Raw genomic sequence first — 15,800 nt, forward strand, 5'->3', positions numbered from 1 at the left:
CACCCCGGGCTGTCCCGCTTCTCCTGGATCACCGGGAATGCTGGACAGGATAAGTCACCTTCTCAATATCTTTGTAAAACACCTGGCGGGTCTCCTCACGGCGGCCATGACCGTCGTGGTCTTTCTCCAGGTGCTCTTCCGTTATGTCTTCAACGCGCCCCTCGACTGGTCCGAGGAGATGGCCACCTTCGCCTTCACCTGGATGGCCCTCCTGGGGGCGAGCGTCGGGCTGAAAGGGGAAGAACATCCCGCCCTGGACATCTTTTTCATGCGGCTCTCCGGAAAAATTCAGATCTTCGTGAAGACGATCATCAACCTGAGCATCATCTTCATGCTGGTGATTCTTTTCATTTACGGAATAAAGTTGACCCTGGCCATGAGGAGTCAGTCCACCGCGGCGCTGGGATACTCCGTATCCTTTGTTTATGTCGTTCTCCCGATCTCCGCTCTCATCATGCTCCTTCACATAATCGTTCAGGCCCTGGACCTCTTCAGGAAGAAGGAAAAGGAAGATTAGATTCATGGCCCTCACGCTTTTCACAATATTCTTTGTCCTTCTCATCATCGGGGCGCCCATCGTTTTCGCCATCGGGGTTGGAACCACCGCAGCCCTCATGGTGGGCGGCATCCCCCTCGAAATCCTGCCCCAGAAGATCTTCTCCGGACTGGCCCATTTCCCCTATCTGGCCGTACCGCTGTTCGTCCTTGCAGGGATGCTCATGGAGACCGGGGGCATTTCCAGGCGTATCGTGGATCTTTCCAACGCATTGGTGGGTCATATCCGAGGGGGCATGGGCATGGTGGTCATGGTGGCCACCATCTTCTTCTCGGATATTTCAGGTTCTTCGGCCGCCGATACAGCGGCCATCGGCAGCGTGATGATCCCGCCCATGAAAAAAAGGGGATATGACCCGAGCTTCGCCGCGGCCCTGGTAACCGCGGCCGGCGGCATGGGTGTCCTGATTCCGCCCTGCCTCACGATGGTCGTCTTCGGCAGCCTTACCAACACCTCCATCGGCGCCCTCTTCCTTGCGGGTTTCGTACCGGGAATCGGGATGGGGCTCATCTTGATGCTGCTGACCTATGTCATAGCAAGGAAGAAAAATTTCCCGCGTGAGAAACGGGCCACTTTAAAAGAACTGCTGGTGGCGTTCAAACGCTCCTTCCTTTCCCTCTTCATGGGGGTGATCATTCTCGGGGGGATCATCCTCGGAATCTTCACCGCGACGGAGGCCGCCGCCGTGGCCGTGGTATACGGCTTCTTCCTTTCCGTGATCCTTTACAGGGAAATCAAGTGGTCCCAGCTGCCTGAAATCCTCTGGAAATCAGCCGTCATATCCGGGGTGGTAATGCTCGTCGTAGGCATCTCCTATGCCTTCGGATGGGTGCTTGCAAAGGAGCAGATTCCTGTCAAGCTGGCCAACTTCATGCTCGGGATCCCGGGCGGAAAGTGGGTCTTCCTCCTTGCCGTGAACCTGCTCTTGCTATTGATGGGCATGTTTTTCGACGCCTCCCTTTCCGTTGTCATCCTGGTGCCCATCCTTTTCCCGGTGGCGCTCAAGCTCGGCATCCACCCGGTCCATTTCGGCACCTTCGTGATCATGAACCTGGGGATCGGTTTTACGACCCCTCCCTTCGGCCTGTCCCTGTTCATCGCTTCGAGTATCGCCAAGGTCAGGCTGAGTTCCATCATCAAACCCATATTTCCCTATATCCTCACCATGATCGCCTTTCTCATGGTGGTGACCTATGTGCCCTGGTTTTCCCTGGTCCTTCCGAGGATCTTCATGGGGTACTAGCGGGGATTGACGATTCGGTTTTGTCTTTCCTTTTTGGGAGCTATTATGATAGGCGTGGACTTAAAACCCGTTCATGACATTTCTGAAGAGCCCGAAGGGGAAAACTCCTTTTGATTTAACACGAGGATCCCGGGTCGATCCATGCCCTGGAGTATGGTGGGCTCCGGGAGAACCCATACACATCCGAGGAATGTTTCCATGAAAAAAGTGATCACGGGAGAAGACGTCCATTTGGCATATAAGGCGGGGGAAAAAGAGATCCGCCTGGGACCAAAGGACATCGTTACGAGTGTAGCCAGGGAAACCGCCGAAAAATACGGACTGCGATTTGTCCGGGAAACCGAATCCGCTCCCTTAACCTCAGGGGCTCCGGCAGGGGCGGGGGTCTTCGTTCCCCGGCGACTGGAGATAGCTGGAGATAGGACTTCCCCCTCCCCGTCTCCTCCGGGCTCTTCTCCCAGCCCGCCCTTTGATATGGACTACTGGCGCAAACAGTTTCCCATCCTGAAAGACCGTGTCCATGTGGCCAACTGCTCCCAGTCACCTCAATCCACCTTCACCCGGGATGCGGCCATGGAATACATGGAAAACTGGAACAGGATGGGTATGGACTGGGAGCGGTGGATGGAGGAGATTCACCGCTCCAAGGAGGAGTTCGCGAAAATCATCCATGCCGATCCGAGCGAGATCGCCGTGGGCACGTCGGTCTCGGAATTGACGAGCGTGGTTGCCAGTTCCCTCCCCCTGAATGCCGGGAGGAAAACCATCGTCTTGACCGAGGCCGAATTCCCTACCGTGGGCCACGTCTGGCAGGCCACTCGGAAATACGGCTATGACGTCCGGTTCATTCCCGTCAAGAACGGCATGATCGATATCGAGGACTATGACCGGTACGTGGACGAAGACACCCTCCTCACCTCCCTGTGCGATGTTTACTATTACAACGGTTTCCGGCAGGACCTGGCACGCATCATCCCAAAGGTCCACGAAAAGGGCTCCCTGGTGTACATTGACGCCTACCAGGGCCTGGGCACTCATCCCCTGGACGTAAAGGCATTGGATATCGATATTCTTTCTTCCGGGAACCTCAAGTATCTCCTTGGGGTTCCCGGCATCGCCTTCCTATACGTGAAGCGTGAGATCGTGGAATACCTCAAGCCGGCCTTCACGGGGTGGTTCGGACGGAAGGAACCCTTTGCATTCGATATTCACACCGTGGATTATGCTGAGGATGCACGCCGGTTCGATACCGGGACCCCCCCGGTCCCCACCGCTTACATCGCAAGGGGGGGGATGAAAATCATAAATCTCGTCGGGGTGGACAAGATCTTCCAATGGACCAACGTCCTTTCCGAGCATTGCATCAAGGGGGCCCTGGAGCGGGGCCTTGAGGTCGTAAGCCCCACTGATCTGAGCATAAAGGCCCCAAACACCGCCATCCGGGTTCCCGGCAATTCCCACGACTTCGAGCTGGCCCTGAGGGAAGAAGGGGTCATCGCATCGGCCAGGGCGGACGTGGTGAGGATAGCTCCCCACTTTTTCACCACACTGGAGGATATCGACTATGTCCTTGACTGCTATGTGAAAATCATGAAGAAAATGAAGCTACCTGCTGCAAGCAGCAGGGTATCTTGAACGGAATTGCTACGAAGTCGTCCCGCCGTTTCTCCCTGCAGCCCGGCTACAGGGCATCTTGGCGAAGGCGAATGAAATGATCAGAGGAGGCCCCATGAAACTTTGCAAGGTCGTTGGATTCGCCACCGCCTCCATCAAGGAGGAGGGGTTGAGTGCTTTCAAGCTCCTGGTGGTAAAAGGTATCGATGAGGAGGGCGTTCCCTCGGGTCAGCCCTTCCTGGCCGTGGACACCCTTGGAGCGGGTCATTCCGAACTCGTTGCTGTAACGACTGGAGCACCCGCCCTCAATGCCCTGAATAACAAAGACTTGCCCGTTGACGCGGTCATCGTGGCAATCCTTGACAGCGTATCCGTAAACCAAAAAGAAATCTACAGCAAGAGCAAGGAGGAATAGATGAAGGCGTTAGGTATGATCGAAACAAAGGGTCTGGTGGGCGCCATCGAGGCGATGGATACCATGGTAAAATCCGCCAATATCGAGGTCCTGGGCATGAAGGAGATCGGGGCGGGGCTGGTCACGGTCTTCGTGGAAGGGGATGTCGGGGCCGTAAAGGCCGCTCTGGACGCGGGCGCGGCCTCGGTCAACAAGATCGGCGAGATCGTTTCCGTCCATGTCATCGCCCGGCCGAGTGAAGAAACTCTCAAGGCGCTCCCCAAAAGAGAGAAACCGGGCAAGAAAAACTAGCCAGTACCCATCCATAAAATAATTTTGGGCACTGGCGAGTTTCCAATCCAGAAATGAGAATTTTTATGCAAGATCAAGAAAATCAAGGGATTACGCGGAGGCGTACATCTAGTACGCCGCACCTGTCTGCCGGACCAGGCACAGGCAGGCAAGGAATCCCGCAGATTGATGCAGAGATTGCGCAAAAAGGCCATTTATGGATGGAAACCAGCTAGTGGAAAGAAAGCGGGTCCTTATGGCTGAGGAACACTTTCAACTCAGGACGTATGCCTTCATAGACAGCATGCAGCCTCAGTTCGCCGCCTTCCTGGGCTCGGAGCTCGACGGGGACGTACCCCTGGCCAACATGGCGGAATTGTGGATGGAACTGGCCCCGGGCAGTGAGGTGTACAACCTGCTCGACCTGGCCCTCAAGGCCAGCGACGCAAGGCCGGGTCTTCAAATGGTGGAGAGGGAATTCGGGGTCCTGGAAATCCACTCCTTTTCCGTGGAGTCCGTGAAGGACGCCGGGAAGACCATCCTGGAGACCTGCGGGCTGGATATCTCCCAGAGACTCAGGCCCAAGGTGGTCTCATCGAAGATCATCCACAAGGTGAATCCCTATCAGGCCCAGCAAATCAACAAGAACAGGAAGGGGAATCTCCTCCTTCCGGGCCTCTCTCTCCTTGTCTTCGAGGTGGAGCCGGCGGCCTATATTGTTTCGGCCGCCAACGAGGCGGAGAAGGCGAGCGACGTGCAACTGGTACACTTCAACCCCTTCGGCCGGTTTGGGAGGCTTTTCCTTTCCGGCCGGGAATCGGAAATCAGGTCCGCCCTGGAGGCGGCCGTTGCAGCGATCGAAAACCCCTGAGGCCTTATGGGGCTGATCTGAATCATGGTCTTCATACCCCATTACCTAAAAAAAGAAAGGGGAAAGCCCTTCGTCCCCACCTGGCTGGGGGAGGCCGATAGGCCGTCCTCCCTTGGCACCGATTCCTTCCCTCCCCTGGAGGAGACCGGGACTTCTCCTCTCTTGCTCAAAGGCGGGGTATGCGTCGTCCCCTATGAGGGACTTTTACCCATGGACATCAGGATCGAGGAAGGCAGAATCCTCGAAATAGGAGAAGACCTACCCGAGGCCGGCGCCCGGATCGTGCCCGTCCGAGGAAAATACGTGATTCCCGGGATCCTGGACCCCCATGTCCACCTGGGAATCTACGCCGAATTCCAGGACGAATTGGCCACGGAAACCCGCTCTGCGGTGCTCAACGGGGTCACGACCATCGGGCTTTATGTCAATTCCGAAGAATCCTATCTCCCAATGCTGGAGGATACGATCCGGCGCATCGGAGAAATCTCCCTGTGTGACGTATTCATCCATCTCGCCATCTTCAACCGCAAGCAACTGGAGGAAATCCCCCTTTACCATTCCCGGTTCGGCGTCACCTCCTTCAAGACCTGGATGTGCGGCATCCCGGGCCTCATTCCCGACGCCGAAGACGACTTTCTCATGGATCTCATGGAAACCGTGGCGTCCCTTGGAAAAGGCGCCGTGTTGAATATCCATGCGGAAAACCACCGGGTCGTCGCCCGGGCCACGGAAAAGTTGAAGAGGAAAGATCCCTCCAGTCGATCCCTCTCCACCTGGGAAGAGAGCCATCCTGGGTTTGGAGAGGCCGAGGCGGTGGAGAGGGCGGCCCGCCTCTCGGATGAAAGCGGAGCGCGGATCTATTTCGTTCACCTCTCCTCAAAGGAGGCTGTGCAATCTGCAGCAAGCCTCAAGCACAGGAGGAAGAATCTCTACTTCGAAACCACTTCCCCCTATCTGACCCTTTGCCTCGAGCAGAACCTGAATCTCCTTTACAAGATGTCCCCCCCCATAAGGAAGCGTGAAGACCAGGACGCCCTCTGGGAGGGCCTCAGGGAGGGAACCCTGGATACCATCGGCACCGACCATACCCCCATGACCAGGGAGCAGAAAGGTGCGGCTCCGGACGTCTGGGGAACACCGCCAGGTTATCCGGCCCTGGGCACCCACCTTCCTTCCCTTCTCCACGAGGCCGGCAAGAGGAATTTTCCTCTGGAGCGTCTCATCGAAAAGATGACCGCCGAACCCGCTAAGGTCTTCGGGCTCTTCCCCCGCAAAGGCACCCTCCTTCCCGGAAGCGACGCAGACCTTGTCATCGTGGACCCACTGCTGGAGAAAGCCGTCACCCACCAGGCCGCGGCATCCAGGGCCGACTATGCCCTGCACGAAGGAAAGAGGCTCACGGGCTGGCCCGTAGCAATCATCAAGTCCGGGCGGATTCTGGATCCGGTGCAGGGAAGCCAAGGGGTGATGAGAAAAATCGGACGGTACCTGGAGAGGGGGGTTGACGGGGACATGGGATAACCCGATCTACCGAAACTTCCCCGGTTCGGGCCTGGAACTCCCGGTCCCGGGCGGCGAATCTTTTCCTGATTTCCTTTCAATCGGCGTAAGGACACACCTTGATGCATATTCCGCATATGGGGGTTCCGATCCCGGGCAACTTAGCGAAACGGTTCACGGTTTGATCCACGCATCGGGAAAAAAAGAGGGCCTCCTCCCGATCCTTGTAATGATGCTCCGTATTCACACCCTTGATGGCCTCGGCCGGACAGGCATCCCGGCAGTTGTTGCACTCTCCGCACCGGTTTTCCAAGGGGGAGTCGGGATCCAGGGGGGCCTGGGTCAGGACTGTAACGAGTCGAACCCGGGGGCCGTATTGGGGGGTGACGAGCAGCAGGCTCTTTCCCTGCCAGCCCAGACCCGCCACGCGGGCCACGGCCTTGTGACTTACGGCCCCATATAGTCCTTCCCAGTCCAGGATCTGGGAGGCAGGGATAGGAAGACTTTCATAACCGGCATCTTCCAGGTGAACGGCCGTCTTGAAGGCGATCTCGTCCAACAGCCGGTTCGCCGTCTCATAGGCGGCCTTGTAGAGGGGAGTGGGCCGGTCCTCGATCCCCTGGAAGATCACCCGAGGGAGGCGAACCGCGATCGCAATCGCCCGGGAGAAGGGATCCAACAGGCCAAGGGGTTCCACCCTGAGCCCTTCCAAGGCCGCAATGTCGGCCACGCCCACCAAGTCAGCGCCCCAGCCCCTGATCCTTTTCTTCAACTCCGCGGTGTAAGCCCCAAGCAAGCTTTCCATGGCCGTACCTTTCTCCTTTTCTCTTAACAGGCTATTGAAAAACGTGGCGAGCACAGTAGTTTTTCAACGGCCTGTTGAACCCAAATTATGCGTGGACGCTTGCCCGCCTCGGGCGCGGCCTGTCCAAGAAAGGGTAAAGGGATTTTCCCGTAAGCGGCCTATTTTGGCTCTGGAGCAGCCTGCCTGCCGCAGGCAGGGAGAACGAAGCCATGGACGGCGTAGCGCCTGCCCGCCGGCTGTTTGGCGGGAACGTAGCGAAGGGAACATCCCTTTACCCTTCACCCATTGTCAATGGCTTCTAAGGAAGCAGGAGGGTGAAGGTGGTACCCTTGCCGGGTTCCGATTCATAGGTCAGTTCCCCTCCGTGTTCCTTTACGATTTTCAGTGTCACCGGCAGCCCGAGCCCGGTCCCCTTGTAACCCTTTGTGCTGAAGAACCCGGTGAAAAGCCTCTTCTGGGTCTCCTCGTCCATTCCGGTTCCGTTATCCACGATCCTGAAGCGAACGCTCCACCCTTCCGGCCTGTCGGTCATCACGATCACCTTGCCCCTGCCCCGGGTGATTCCTTCAAGGGTGCAGGCATCGATGGCATTGCTGACCAGATTCAGGAGGCAATGGTGTATGGCCGTCCTATCCATGGAGACTTCGCCCAGTTCGGGGTCGAGCCGGTGAACCAGTTGCACCCCCGCCAACTCGGCCCTTTCCCCCATGAGACCTATGACGTTCATGACCAGCTCATTAGGATCCACGGGCCGGAATTCGGGTTTCCGATCCTTGGCGTAGACGAGCATATCCATAACGATTTGCCCGATCTGGTCTATACTCTTCTCCAGCATACGCCAGGCCTTCTCCACCAGCGCCATGTCCTTCTTCCTGATCCCCGAATTTATGACATATCCCCCGCCCTTCAAACCATTGAGAATGTTCTTGATGTAATGGGCCACACCCGCCACGGTCTCGCCGATGGCCGCCATCCGCTCTGATTGCTCCTTTTCCTTCTGAAGCCGACGCACCTCCCTGAGATCCTGGATGAAGGCCACACTGCCCACTTCCTCGCCGTTGTCATACAGGAGCGTTCCGGCGAAACGTACGGGAACGGGTTCACCCTGCTTGTTGGTTACCTCGATCTCCTTGTTGACGACCTTTCCAAAAGGGCCGTATTCGTCGCTGTAAAAGGTCTTTCTCAAGTCCTTGGCGGTTTCCCTGGAAAAGATTTCACTGTAACTCCTCCTCCCGATCACCTCCTCGGGAGAATACCCCAGGATCTCGGAAGCGGCCTGATTGAAGATAACCAGTTTACCCTCATTGTCGGTCGCGATGATGCCGTCGATGCAATTCTGAATCAGGTTCTGCTCAAAGGCCTCCCGCTTCCTGAGTTCCTGCATCATTCTCACCTTGTCGGTGATATCGATGTAGGTCACGATTGCGCCCTGGATCTCGCCCCGGTCGTCCTTGATGGGGGCCGCGAACAGATGGATGTGGGTTCCCTTTTCCCCGATCTGGGGGAAGAAGTGCTCGGATTCGTAAGCATCCTCGATAAGAGGGGACCTTCTGAGCCCGATGCGTTCATCGAGCTTTTTCATCCTCCGGTAATCCCTGTCGATGATGAGATCGGCCAGCAAGGGGATCTTCCGCTTGTACCAGGGTTTCCAATGCCAGTCGGTCCCGATCATCTCCTCACTGCTGTATCCGGTCAGGTTTGCACAGGCTTGATTCCAGTACGCCACCTTATGGTTCTTGTCGATCACGAACATGGGCGTGGGCGATCCATGGATGATGCCTTCGGCGATCTCTTTCTGGAGAAGGGCCTCTCTCTGTGCCGCTTCCAGTTCACGGGTACGGGCCTCGACTTCCCTTTCCAGTTTTTCGGAATAAAGTCTTTGGGCCTCCTCGTGTCTTTTTCTCAACTCCACTTCTCGGTCGATGATGTAATCAATGAGATCCCAAAAAAAATCCGCGATCGTATGATCCATGATCCTGACCCACGGGGGCTTCTCCCGGTGAAGGGCCTCGACGATGTCCGGACTCCCGGTCAGTTCCAGGATAAGATGAAGATCCTCCAGTTGGAAAAGGTCCCGGTAGTCTACGGTAGTAAAAATATCCAGTTCCCGGGCACGCCGGATCCCCGGCGCCTCGGGGTTGATGTCCGCCACCCCGATGAGATTCAAGGGCAGCCGCCTCGATCCATCCGAAGAGAGCCGGTCCATGAAGACCACACAGCCGTTGCCCCCGCCTACTATGGCCAGGTTGAGGGTTTCCATCCCTATTTCAAGACCTCCTTGACCAGAGCCAAGAGTTTATCAGGGTCCACGGGCTTTTCCACGTAGCCGTCGGGACGGAACAGGGCCGGGCCGGCAGAGGTCCCGGGTTTTTTATCCAGAAAGGACTCAAATTCTATGCCCGTCTCCCCGGCTACACCCGTCACCATGATCACGGGAATCTCCTTCAATTCATCCCTGCCCTTCATCTCCGAGAGCAGGGAAAGGCCGCTCTTCTGGGGCATCATGAGATCAAGGAGTACCAGGTCGGGCCTTTCGCTCTCGATGAGCTTCAGCCCTTCCCGGCCGTTCTGGGCGCTGAGGGTTCTGTACCCGTTGTCCTCAAGGAGTGTTGAAAGGAAAAGGATCACGTCGGGATCATCATCAATAATAAGGATTCTTTTATTCATACCCCTCTCCCGATGAAGAATGGATGGAGAATTTCCGACTCTGTTGATTTTATATCCGCTTGGAGAGGCCTTCGTCAACTAACAGGGGAAAGCGGAACGTGGGGATTCACGATATCGGGGTTGACGTACCCGGGCCATTCTGTGCTATTGAGAATTCACGCGAAGGAGGTACGCTTTGTGACTGAAGCTGCAAGGATCACTATCGTATATGACAACACCTCCCTGGAACCGGAACTGATCCCGGATTGGGGATTTTCCTGTCTGGTGGAGGCCCATGGGAAAAGGATACTCTTCGACACAGGCGCCAAGGGTGAAATCCTCCTCCACAACATGGGACACCTTGGCATCGACCCCGCAGACCTGGACGGGGTCTTTATCTCCCACTCCCATTTCGATCATACGGGCGGTCTGCCCGAAGTGCTCTCCGGTCGCTCCATCCCAGTCTACCTTCCTGCCTCCATAACCGTCCCGACCGGAAAGAGCAACTTTGTCACGATCCAGGAGCCGGTTGAAATCCATCCCGGAATCTTTTCAACGGGCGAGCTGGCCCGCATTGAACAGTCCCTGGTGGTTCGGTTCAAAAGGGGCCTGGTGGTGATCACAGGTTGTTCCCATCCGGGTGTCGGGGCCATTCTGAAGCAGGCATCACGGCTTGGATCGGTGGCGGCCCTGGTGGGGGGGCTTCACGGTTTCAAGGAGTTTGAACTGCTGGAATCCCTGAAATGGATCTGCCCGGCCCATTGTTCGAAGTACACCGAGGAACTCCGCAACCACTTTCCCGGAAAAGTTATCGGGGCCGGCGCGGGAAAAATCCTATGGTTCCCGGAATAGATCGGGCCCAGGAAGGCGCCGGCCGTCCTTCCGCTTGCTATAATGGTTTTCGAGATTATATTGAAAACTGCACCAGCGAGGGCCGATAAAAAAAATTTGCAAGTGCCCGTGCCCCGCGTGGTAAGAAAGTCTCCCAGCAAACTATTATCGGCTGTAGCCGATAGCTTTAGGGCCCCAGGGGCCGAGGGGGCAAGGGGAAATGCATAGGGGCCGGCTTATTAGTTTCTACAACAATCACTCGGCCACTTGAACCCTTGGATCCTTGAACCCTATTATAAAAACGATCCGATTAAAGTCTTCCCCTGAAGGCCCAAGGTTCTCCCATTCCCAGAATGGGACATTCACCCGTGACCGATTGGAATAGGGATTCAAGGGCCGCTAAAGGGAGCCAGGATGAAACAACCCCTCAAAAACCAGACCCAAATCATACTGGACAGCATCGCGGACGGTGTATTTACCGTAGACGGCGACTTCATCATTACATCTTTCAACAGGGCCGCGGAGAACATAACGGGCATCAAGAAGGAGGAGGCACTGGGACGCCACTGCTGGGAGGTCTTCAGGGCCAGCATCTGCGAAAAGGATTGTTCCTTGAGAAGAACCATGGAGACCGGTGTCCCGATCGTGAACCAGTCCATCTTTATCGTCAACCTGGAGGGAGACCGCCTTCCAGTCAGCATCTCAACGGCCCTCCTGCGGGACGAAAAGGGAGGGGTCATCGGCGGGGTGGAGACCTTCAGGGACCTGAGCGTCCTGGAAGAACTCCGAAAGGAGCTGGCCGGACGACATTCCTTCCTGGATATCATAAGCAAAAACAAGGAGATGCAACGCCTTTTCCGCATGCTGGAGCAGGTCTCGGAAAGCGAGGCCACCATCCTGCTCGAGGGAGAAAGCGGAACGGGCAAAGGACTTTTCGCCAAGGCGATCCATTCCCTAAGCACCAGAAAGGACGGTCCCTTCGTTGTGGTCAATTGCGGATCCCTGCCGGACAGCCTGCTCGAATCGGAATTATTCGGATACGAGAAGGGCGCCCACAGCACCGCGTACAAGGACAAACCCGGCAGGCTGGCCCTGGCAGAGGGCGGCACTCTTTTCCTGGATGAAATCGGGGATATCTCACCGGCCCTCCAGGTGAGACTCCTGCGGGTGCTCCAAGACCGGGTCTACGAGCCCCTGGGAAGCACCAAGTCCTTAAAAGCCGATGTCAGGATAGTAGCAGCCACAAACAGGGACCTTGAAAAGCTGGTAAAAGAAGGGGTCTTCCGGCAGGACCTCTATTACCGAATCAACGTGGTAAGACTCGTTCTCCCTCCCCTGAGGAAGAGAAAGGAGGATATTCCCCTCCTGGTGGACCATCTCATCCGGAAATTCAACCGCCTGAGCGGAAAGGAGATTCAGGGAGTCCTCCCAGAGGTTCTCCCCATCCTCATGGCCCATGATTTTCCGGGCAATATCCGGGAGCTTGAAAACATTATCGAATATGCCACTGTGGTGTGCCGTGATCGGTTGATCGGCATCGAGCACCTGCCAGAATCCCTCCGCCCCCCGCCGAGGGAGGGGACAGAAATGACCTCCGGAAAACCGGAAAGCCAAAATTTCTCTCTGGAGGAAGTCGAGCGCGGGTTTATTTACGAGGTTCTCCGAAAAAACCATTGGAATCGAAAGGCAGCGGCCGCCCAGATGGGAATTCACCCCTCTACGCTATGGCGCAAAATGAAGCGTCTCCGTATCCAGGCCCCGGGGAGAGAAAACCTACCCAAAGGAATCAACGAATGAGACAATCCTTCTTTGCGATACTGCGATATTTGTGCTAAAAATATTGCAATATCGCGACAAGCCTCCCGGTTGACCTTCAGAGGGAATAATCATATTTCCTATGTATTTTCTAATAGATAACCGTGCATCCGCCCCTTTACCATACAAATGGCATATTTCCTGCTCTCCTTTGAACATATCGCCGGATATCCAACCTGCCGGGAGAGAGGCGGGGAACTGGAGAACCGATAGTTCTTTGACAGCAGGGATATGTATTTCAAAGGGGGAATGCTTCGGGCGGGCCTGAGGGCCGGTGAATCGAGGCTTTAGGTCCCGGAAGGAATAGAGGAAAGGATCGGCTTCCCGGACAAAAGGGACCGCGAAGGAAAGGGTGATTCGAGATGGATTTTACAAGGAGTTGTGCAGAAGGTGCGGGATTGGAAAAAGTTCCTGAAGAAGAGATTCGGCGGCGTATCCAGGGTCTTCAGTCGATCCTGGATTCCAGGGATATGACGGGCGCCTTTTTCCTCCAAAACGTGGACATCTTTTACCTGACAGGGACCCTCCAGCGCTCCGTTCTTTACGTTCCCCGAGAAGGTGCTCCCCTCTTGATGGTCATAAAGAGCTACCAGCGGGCGCGGGAGGAATCCTCACTGGAGGACATCATTCCAATCCAAGGCCGCCGGGAAATCTGGAATATCCTGACTGACCACGGCCATCGCCGATTCGAGCACCTGGGCCTGGAGCTGGATGTTCTTCCAGCCGCTCAATATCTCTGGTTCAGTGGGAACCTGCCCGATACCCGTTTCTCGGACGTCTCCCCGGAGATCCGGAAACTTCGGATGATCAAGTCTCCTTACGAGGTGGAGCAGATCCGCCGGGCAACCAAAATCCTGGATAAAGGATACAGGGAAATCCGGGGGCTCCTTCGGGAAGGGATGACCGAATTGGAAATCGACGGGCACCTTGCTTTAATCGCCCGGCGGGAAGGCCACATGGGGATTCTCAGGATGCGGGGCTGGAATCAAGAGATGACTTATGCCCATGTGGTCTCGGGCGAAAGCGGAGCGGTCGTCTCCTTCGGAGATACTCCGGTGGGCGGGATGGGGACTACCCCCGCCATGGCCCAAGGGGCGGGATTCCGCAAAATTCGAAAAAACGAGCCCATCAGCGTTGACTTCGGGGTGGGAGTCAACGGATATCTCAGCGACCAAACCCGGACCCTGGTTCTGGGCGAACTCCCGGATGACCTCAGGAGGGCCCACGATTGCAGCAGGAAGATCCTTCACCTCCTGGCCCAAGAAGCAAAACCGGGCGTTCCCTGCCGGGAGTTGTATCATCTGGCCGAGGACCTTGCCGGAAGGGAAGGATTTGGGGATGTCTTTATGGGGTACGGGGAAGGGAAAGTGAAGTTTATCGGCCACGGATTCGGACTCGAGATCGACGAGTACCCGATCATCACCCCGTCCTTCCCTGATGTTCTCCAGGAGGGAATGGTCTTTGCCCTTGAACCCAAATTTATTTTCCCCGGCCGGGGCGTTGTCGGTATTGAAGACGATTACCTTGTCACCTCCTCGGGCTTGGAACGGCTTACCTTGACGGATCAGGACCTCATTACGATCCCTTAGACCGGGATTTGCACCGCCCCTTTTTGGTCCATGATCCGCGGCTGCGGGGAAAAGGCCATGGGAGGGCGGGAGTCCCTGCTTGTTTTTCATACCGCTGCGAAACTCTGATCGAAGAGAAGCGGAGGCAAAAACCAACATTTCGGTCCCCATGGGGAAAACCAGACAAGGAGGCATTCAGACAGATGCGAATCGCAATCACGGCCCAAGGTATGGATCTGGATTCCGAGATGGATCCCAGGTTCGGAAGATGCGCCCGTTTCCTTATCGTCGATACCGACACAATGAATTTCGAGGTTCTGGAAAACACCCAGGTCCTGGATCTTCCCCAGGGGGCAGGCATCCAGGCCGCTCAAAACGTAATAGCCCAACGGCCCGAGGCGGTCTTGACGGGATATTGCGGCCCAAAGGCCTTCAAAACCCTTCAAGCGGCGGGGATACCCGTCTTTATGGGACTGAAGGGGAGGATCCGGGATGTCGTAAAGGATCACCTGGAAGGGAAACATCAAGCCGCGAGCGACGCCAATGTAGAAGGGCACTGGGTTTGAGAGGACATCTCCTGATGGAATCATCCTGAATATGCGTTTTGCAAAGGTCTTGAAAAGGGAGGAATGGAAATGAAAGTAGCCGTCAGCTCAACGGGAAGAGAACTGGACTCTGAAATCGATCCACGTTTCGGGCGATGTGCCTTCTTCCTCATTGTTGATACAGAAGACATGAGCTTCGAGGTCATCCCGAACGGGGGCCCCGGTATGAGGGGCGGGGCAGGAATCGCGGCTGCCCAGCTGGTAGCTTCGAAAGGGGCGCGGGCCGTAATTACGGGGTCTTGCGGGCCCAATGCGGTTCAGGCCCTCACCGCCGGAGGATTGCAATTGTATCTCGGCCAAACGGGAAAGGCCAGGGAGGCTGTCGAAAAACTCCGGAACGGCCGACTGACGCCTTCCGACAGGCCCAACGTGCCCCCTCACTCGGGTATGGGACGGGGGGGAGGCAGAGGTGGATTCGGTTCCCGGTTCGGTGGCCGGGGGAACGGTGGGGTTTCGTAGCAAATTTTGCCCCTCCGGGAGGTAAAATAACCCAAGGAGCCCTTGATGAAGATCGCCATTCCCATCTGGGAGGACAAGGTATCTCCGGTATTGGATACGGCTTCCCGGCTTCTTATTGTTGAAGAAAAAAACGGGAAGGAATCCTCTCGGTTCGAAATCTTTCTGGATGAAGAAAACCTTTCCTCCAGGTGCCTCCGAATGAAGGGCCTCGGAGTGGATCTCCTGATCTGCGGGGCCGTCTCCAGCGCTTTTTCGCGTTTGCTCGCCAGCGAGGGAATTGCCCTTATCCAGGAAATATCCGGCCGGGCGGAGGAGGTCCTCAAGGCCTATTTCCAGGGAGAACTGCTCCACGGCGACTTTTTCATGCCGGGATGCCGCCGGAACGGTTCAAGGCGGTGTCGCCGGGGGGGCGGTACACGACAAAAGGGGTGTGCCAGGCACCTTCAATCAGGATCCCGAGCCGAAAAAGGGGGAACCATACACTAGACGAGACCTTTGAAAAATGTTCAATTTTGTCCAAGGGTCAAGGAAGGCGAAAATTTTAACCGCAGGAATACATTGGAGTATTTCGAGGATTAAAATTTGAGTCTGACCTGTCTGCC

At 56.2% G+C, this 15,800-nt stretch carries 16 protein-coding genes; 13 read left to right on the forward strand and 3 right to left on the reverse strand.

Features of this window, described 5'->3' with window-relative positions:
* The first annotated feature begins 37 nt into the window (after positions 1–37).
* From JRF57_09405 to JRF57_09435, 7 genes are all read left to right on the forward strand, one after another.
* A complete protein-coding gene (locus tag JRF57_09405) occupies positions 38–517 on the forward strand; it encodes a TRAP transporter small permease (GenBank protein ID MBW2303915.1) in 480 nt (159 codons plus the stop codon).
* Between the two features lie 4 nt (positions 518–521).
* Entirely contained in the window at positions 522–1,799 is a 1,278-nt protein-coding gene (locus JRF57_09410; protein MBW2303916.1) for a TRAP transporter large permease, read from the forward strand.
* 198 nt (positions 1,800–1,997) lie between these two features.
* Positions 1,998–3,434, forward strand: coding sequence for an aminotransferase class V-fold PLP-dependent enzyme (locus tag JRF57_09415; GenBank protein MBW2303917.1), 1,437 nt, complete (start codon positions 1,998–2,000; stop codon positions 3,432–3,434).
* A 94-nt stretch (positions 3,435–3,528) separates the two neighbouring features.
* Positions 3,529–3,828 (forward strand): EutN/CcmL family microcompartment protein, encoded by a 300-nt coding sequence (locus JRF57_09420; GenBank protein MBW2303918.1) that lies wholly within the window; start codon positions 3,529–3,531, stop codon positions 3,826–3,828.
* Positions 3,829–4,119, forward strand: a complete 291-nt coding sequence (locus JRF57_09425) for a BMC domain-containing protein (protein ID MBW2303919.1) — start codon at positions 3,829–3,831, stop codon at positions 4,117–4,119.
* A 235-nt stretch (positions 4,120–4,354) separates the two neighbouring features.
* Positions 4,355–4,969: a BMC domain-containing protein gene (locus JRF57_09430; protein MBW2303920.1), complete on the forward strand. Its 615-nt coding sequence runs from the start codon at positions 4,355–4,357 to the stop codon at positions 4,967–4,969.
* A 24-nt stretch (positions 4,970–4,993) separates the two neighbouring features.
* The gene (locus JRF57_09435) at positions 4,994–6,490 is read left to right on the forward strand and encodes an amidohydrolase family protein (GenBank protein ID MBW2303921.1); all 1,497 of its coding nucleotides are present in this window, start codon (positions 4,994–4,996) and stop codon (positions 6,488–6,490) included.
* A 76-nt stretch (positions 6,491–6,566) separates the two neighbouring features.
* Here JRF57_09435 and JRF57_09440 read toward each other — a convergent pair whose 3' ends face one another.
* The 3 genes from JRF57_09440 to JRF57_09450 all read right to left on the reverse strand — a co-directional run bounded on the left by JRF57_09440 (position 6,567) and on the right by JRF57_09450 (position 9,941).
* On the reverse strand, positions 6,567–7,274 hold the full coding sequence (locus JRF57_09440; protein MBW2303922.1) for an epoxyqueuosine reductase: 708 nt from the start codon (positions 7,272–7,274) through the stop codon (positions 6,567–6,569).
* A 298-nt stretch (positions 7,275–7,572) separates the two neighbouring features.
* The gene (locus JRF57_09445) at positions 7,573–9,534 is read right to left on the reverse strand and encodes a PAS domain S-box protein (GenBank protein MBW2303923.1); all 1,962 of its coding nucleotides are present in this window, start codon (positions 9,532–9,534) and stop codon (positions 7,573–7,575) included.
* 2 nt (positions 9,535–9,536) lie between these two features.
* Positions 9,537–9,941, reverse strand: a complete 405-nt coding sequence (locus JRF57_09450) for a response regulator (GenBank protein MBW2303924.1) — start codon at positions 9,939–9,941, stop codon at positions 9,537–9,539.
* Between the two features lie 12 nt (positions 9,942–9,953).
* Here JRF57_09450 and JRF57_09455 point away from each other — a divergent pair, with 12 nt between their 5' ends.
* The 6 genes from JRF57_09455 to JRF57_09480 all read left to right on the forward strand — a co-directional run bounded on the left by JRF57_09455 (position 9,954) and on the right by JRF57_09480 (position 15,684).
* The gene (locus JRF57_09455) at positions 9,954–10,772 is read left to right on the forward strand and encodes an MBL fold metallo-hydrolase (protein ID MBW2303925.1); all 819 of its coding nucleotides are present in this window, start codon (positions 9,954–9,956) and stop codon (positions 10,770–10,772) included.
* 393 nt (positions 10,773–11,165) lie between these two features.
* Complete coding sequence (locus tag JRF57_09460; GenBank protein ID MBW2303926.1) at positions 11,166–12,548, forward strand: sigma 54-interacting transcriptional regulator; 1,383 nt, start codon at positions 11,166–11,168, stop codon at positions 12,546–12,548.
* 380 nt (positions 12,549–12,928) lie between these two features.
* On the forward strand, positions 12,929–14,155 hold the full coding sequence (locus tag JRF57_09465; protein ID MBW2303927.1) for an aminopeptidase P family protein: 1,227 nt from the start codon (positions 12,929–12,931) through the stop codon (positions 14,153–14,155).
* Between the two features lie 182 nt (positions 14,156–14,337).
* On the forward strand, positions 14,338–14,700 hold the full coding sequence (locus tag JRF57_09470) for a NifB/NifX family molybdenum-iron cluster-binding protein (protein ID MBW2303928.1): 363 nt from the start codon (positions 14,338–14,340) through the stop codon (positions 14,698–14,700).
* Between the two features lie 69 nt (positions 14,701–14,769).
* Positions 14,770–15,198: a NifB/NifX family molybdenum-iron cluster-binding protein gene (locus JRF57_09475; GenBank protein ID MBW2303929.1), complete on the forward strand. Its 429-nt coding sequence runs from the start codon at positions 14,770–14,772 to the stop codon at positions 15,196–15,198.
* Between the two features lie 45 nt (positions 15,199–15,243).
* Positions 15,244–15,684, forward strand: a complete 441-nt coding sequence (locus JRF57_09480) for a dinitrogenase iron-molybdenum cofactor biosynthesis protein (protein MBW2303930.1) — start codon at positions 15,244–15,246, stop codon at positions 15,682–15,684.
* Positions 15,685–15,800: the final 116 nt, after the last annotated feature.

Source organism: Deltaproteobacteria bacterium (genome assembly GCA_019310525.1).
Lineage (GTDB): Bacteria > Desulfobacterota > DSM-4660 > Desulfatiglandales > HGW-15 > JAFDEE01.

Excerpts from the sequence above, each read along its gene's own strand:
- JRF57_09430 (MBW2303920.1), top strand. The coding sequence starts at position 4,355 with ATGGCTGAGGAACACTTTCAACTCAGGACGTATGCCTTCATAGACAGC.
- JRF57_09420 (MBW2303918.1), top strand. The coding sequence starts at position 3,529 with ATGAAACTTTGCAAGGTCGTTGGATTCGCCACCGCCTCCATCAAGGAG.
- JRF57_09480 (MBW2303930.1), top strand. The coding sequence starts at position 15,244 with ATGAAGATCGCCATTCCCATCTGGGAGGACAAGGTATCTCCGGTATTG.
- JRF57_09450 (MBW2303924.1), bottom strand. The coding sequence starts at position 9,941 with ATGAATAAAAGAATCCTTATTATTGATGATGATCCCGACGTGATCCTT.
- JRF57_09410 (MBW2303916.1), top strand. The coding sequence starts at position 522 with ATGGCCCTCACGCTTTTCACAATATTCTTTGTCCTTCTCATCATCGGG.
- JRF57_09405 (MBW2303915.1), top strand. The coding sequence starts at position 38 with ATGCTGGACAGGATAAGTCACCTTCTCAATATCTTTGTAAAACACCTG.
- JRF57_09460 (MBW2303926.1), top strand. The coding sequence starts at position 11,166 with ATGAAACAACCCCTCAAAAACCAGACCCAAATCATACTGGACAGCATC.
- JRF57_09425 (MBW2303919.1), top strand. The coding sequence starts at position 3,829 with ATGAAGGCGTTAGGTATGATCGAAACAAAGGGTCTGGTGGGCGCCATC.
- JRF57_09415 (MBW2303917.1), top strand. The coding sequence starts at position 1,998 with ATGAAAAAAGTGATCACGGGAGAAGACGTCCATTTGGCATATAAGGCG.
- JRF57_09455 (MBW2303925.1), top strand. The coding sequence starts at position 9,954 with ATGAAGAATGGATGGAGAATTTCCGACTCTGTTGATTTTATATCCGCT.
- JRF57_09470 (MBW2303928.1), top strand. The coding sequence starts at position 14,338 with ATGCGAATCGCAATCACGGCCCAAGGTATGGATCTGGATTCCGAGATG.
- JRF57_09465 (MBW2303927.1), top strand. The coding sequence starts at position 12,929 with ATGGATTTTACAAGGAGTTGTGCAGAAGGTGCGGGATTGGAAAAAGTT.
- JRF57_09475 (MBW2303929.1), top strand. The coding sequence starts at position 14,770 with ATGAAAGTAGCCGTCAGCTCAACGGGAAGAGAACTGGACTCTGAAATC.
- JRF57_09440 (MBW2303922.1), bottom strand. The coding sequence starts at position 7,274 with ATGGAAAGCTTGCTTGGGGCTTACACCGCGGAGTTGAAGAAAAGGATC.
- JRF57_09435 (MBW2303921.1), top strand. The coding sequence starts at position 4,994 with ATGGTCTTCATACCCCATTACCTAAAAAAAGAAAGGGGAAAGCCCTTC.
- JRF57_09445 (MBW2303923.1), bottom strand. The coding sequence starts at position 9,534 with ATGGAAACCCTCAACCTGGCCATAGTAGGCGGGGGCAACGGCTGTGTG.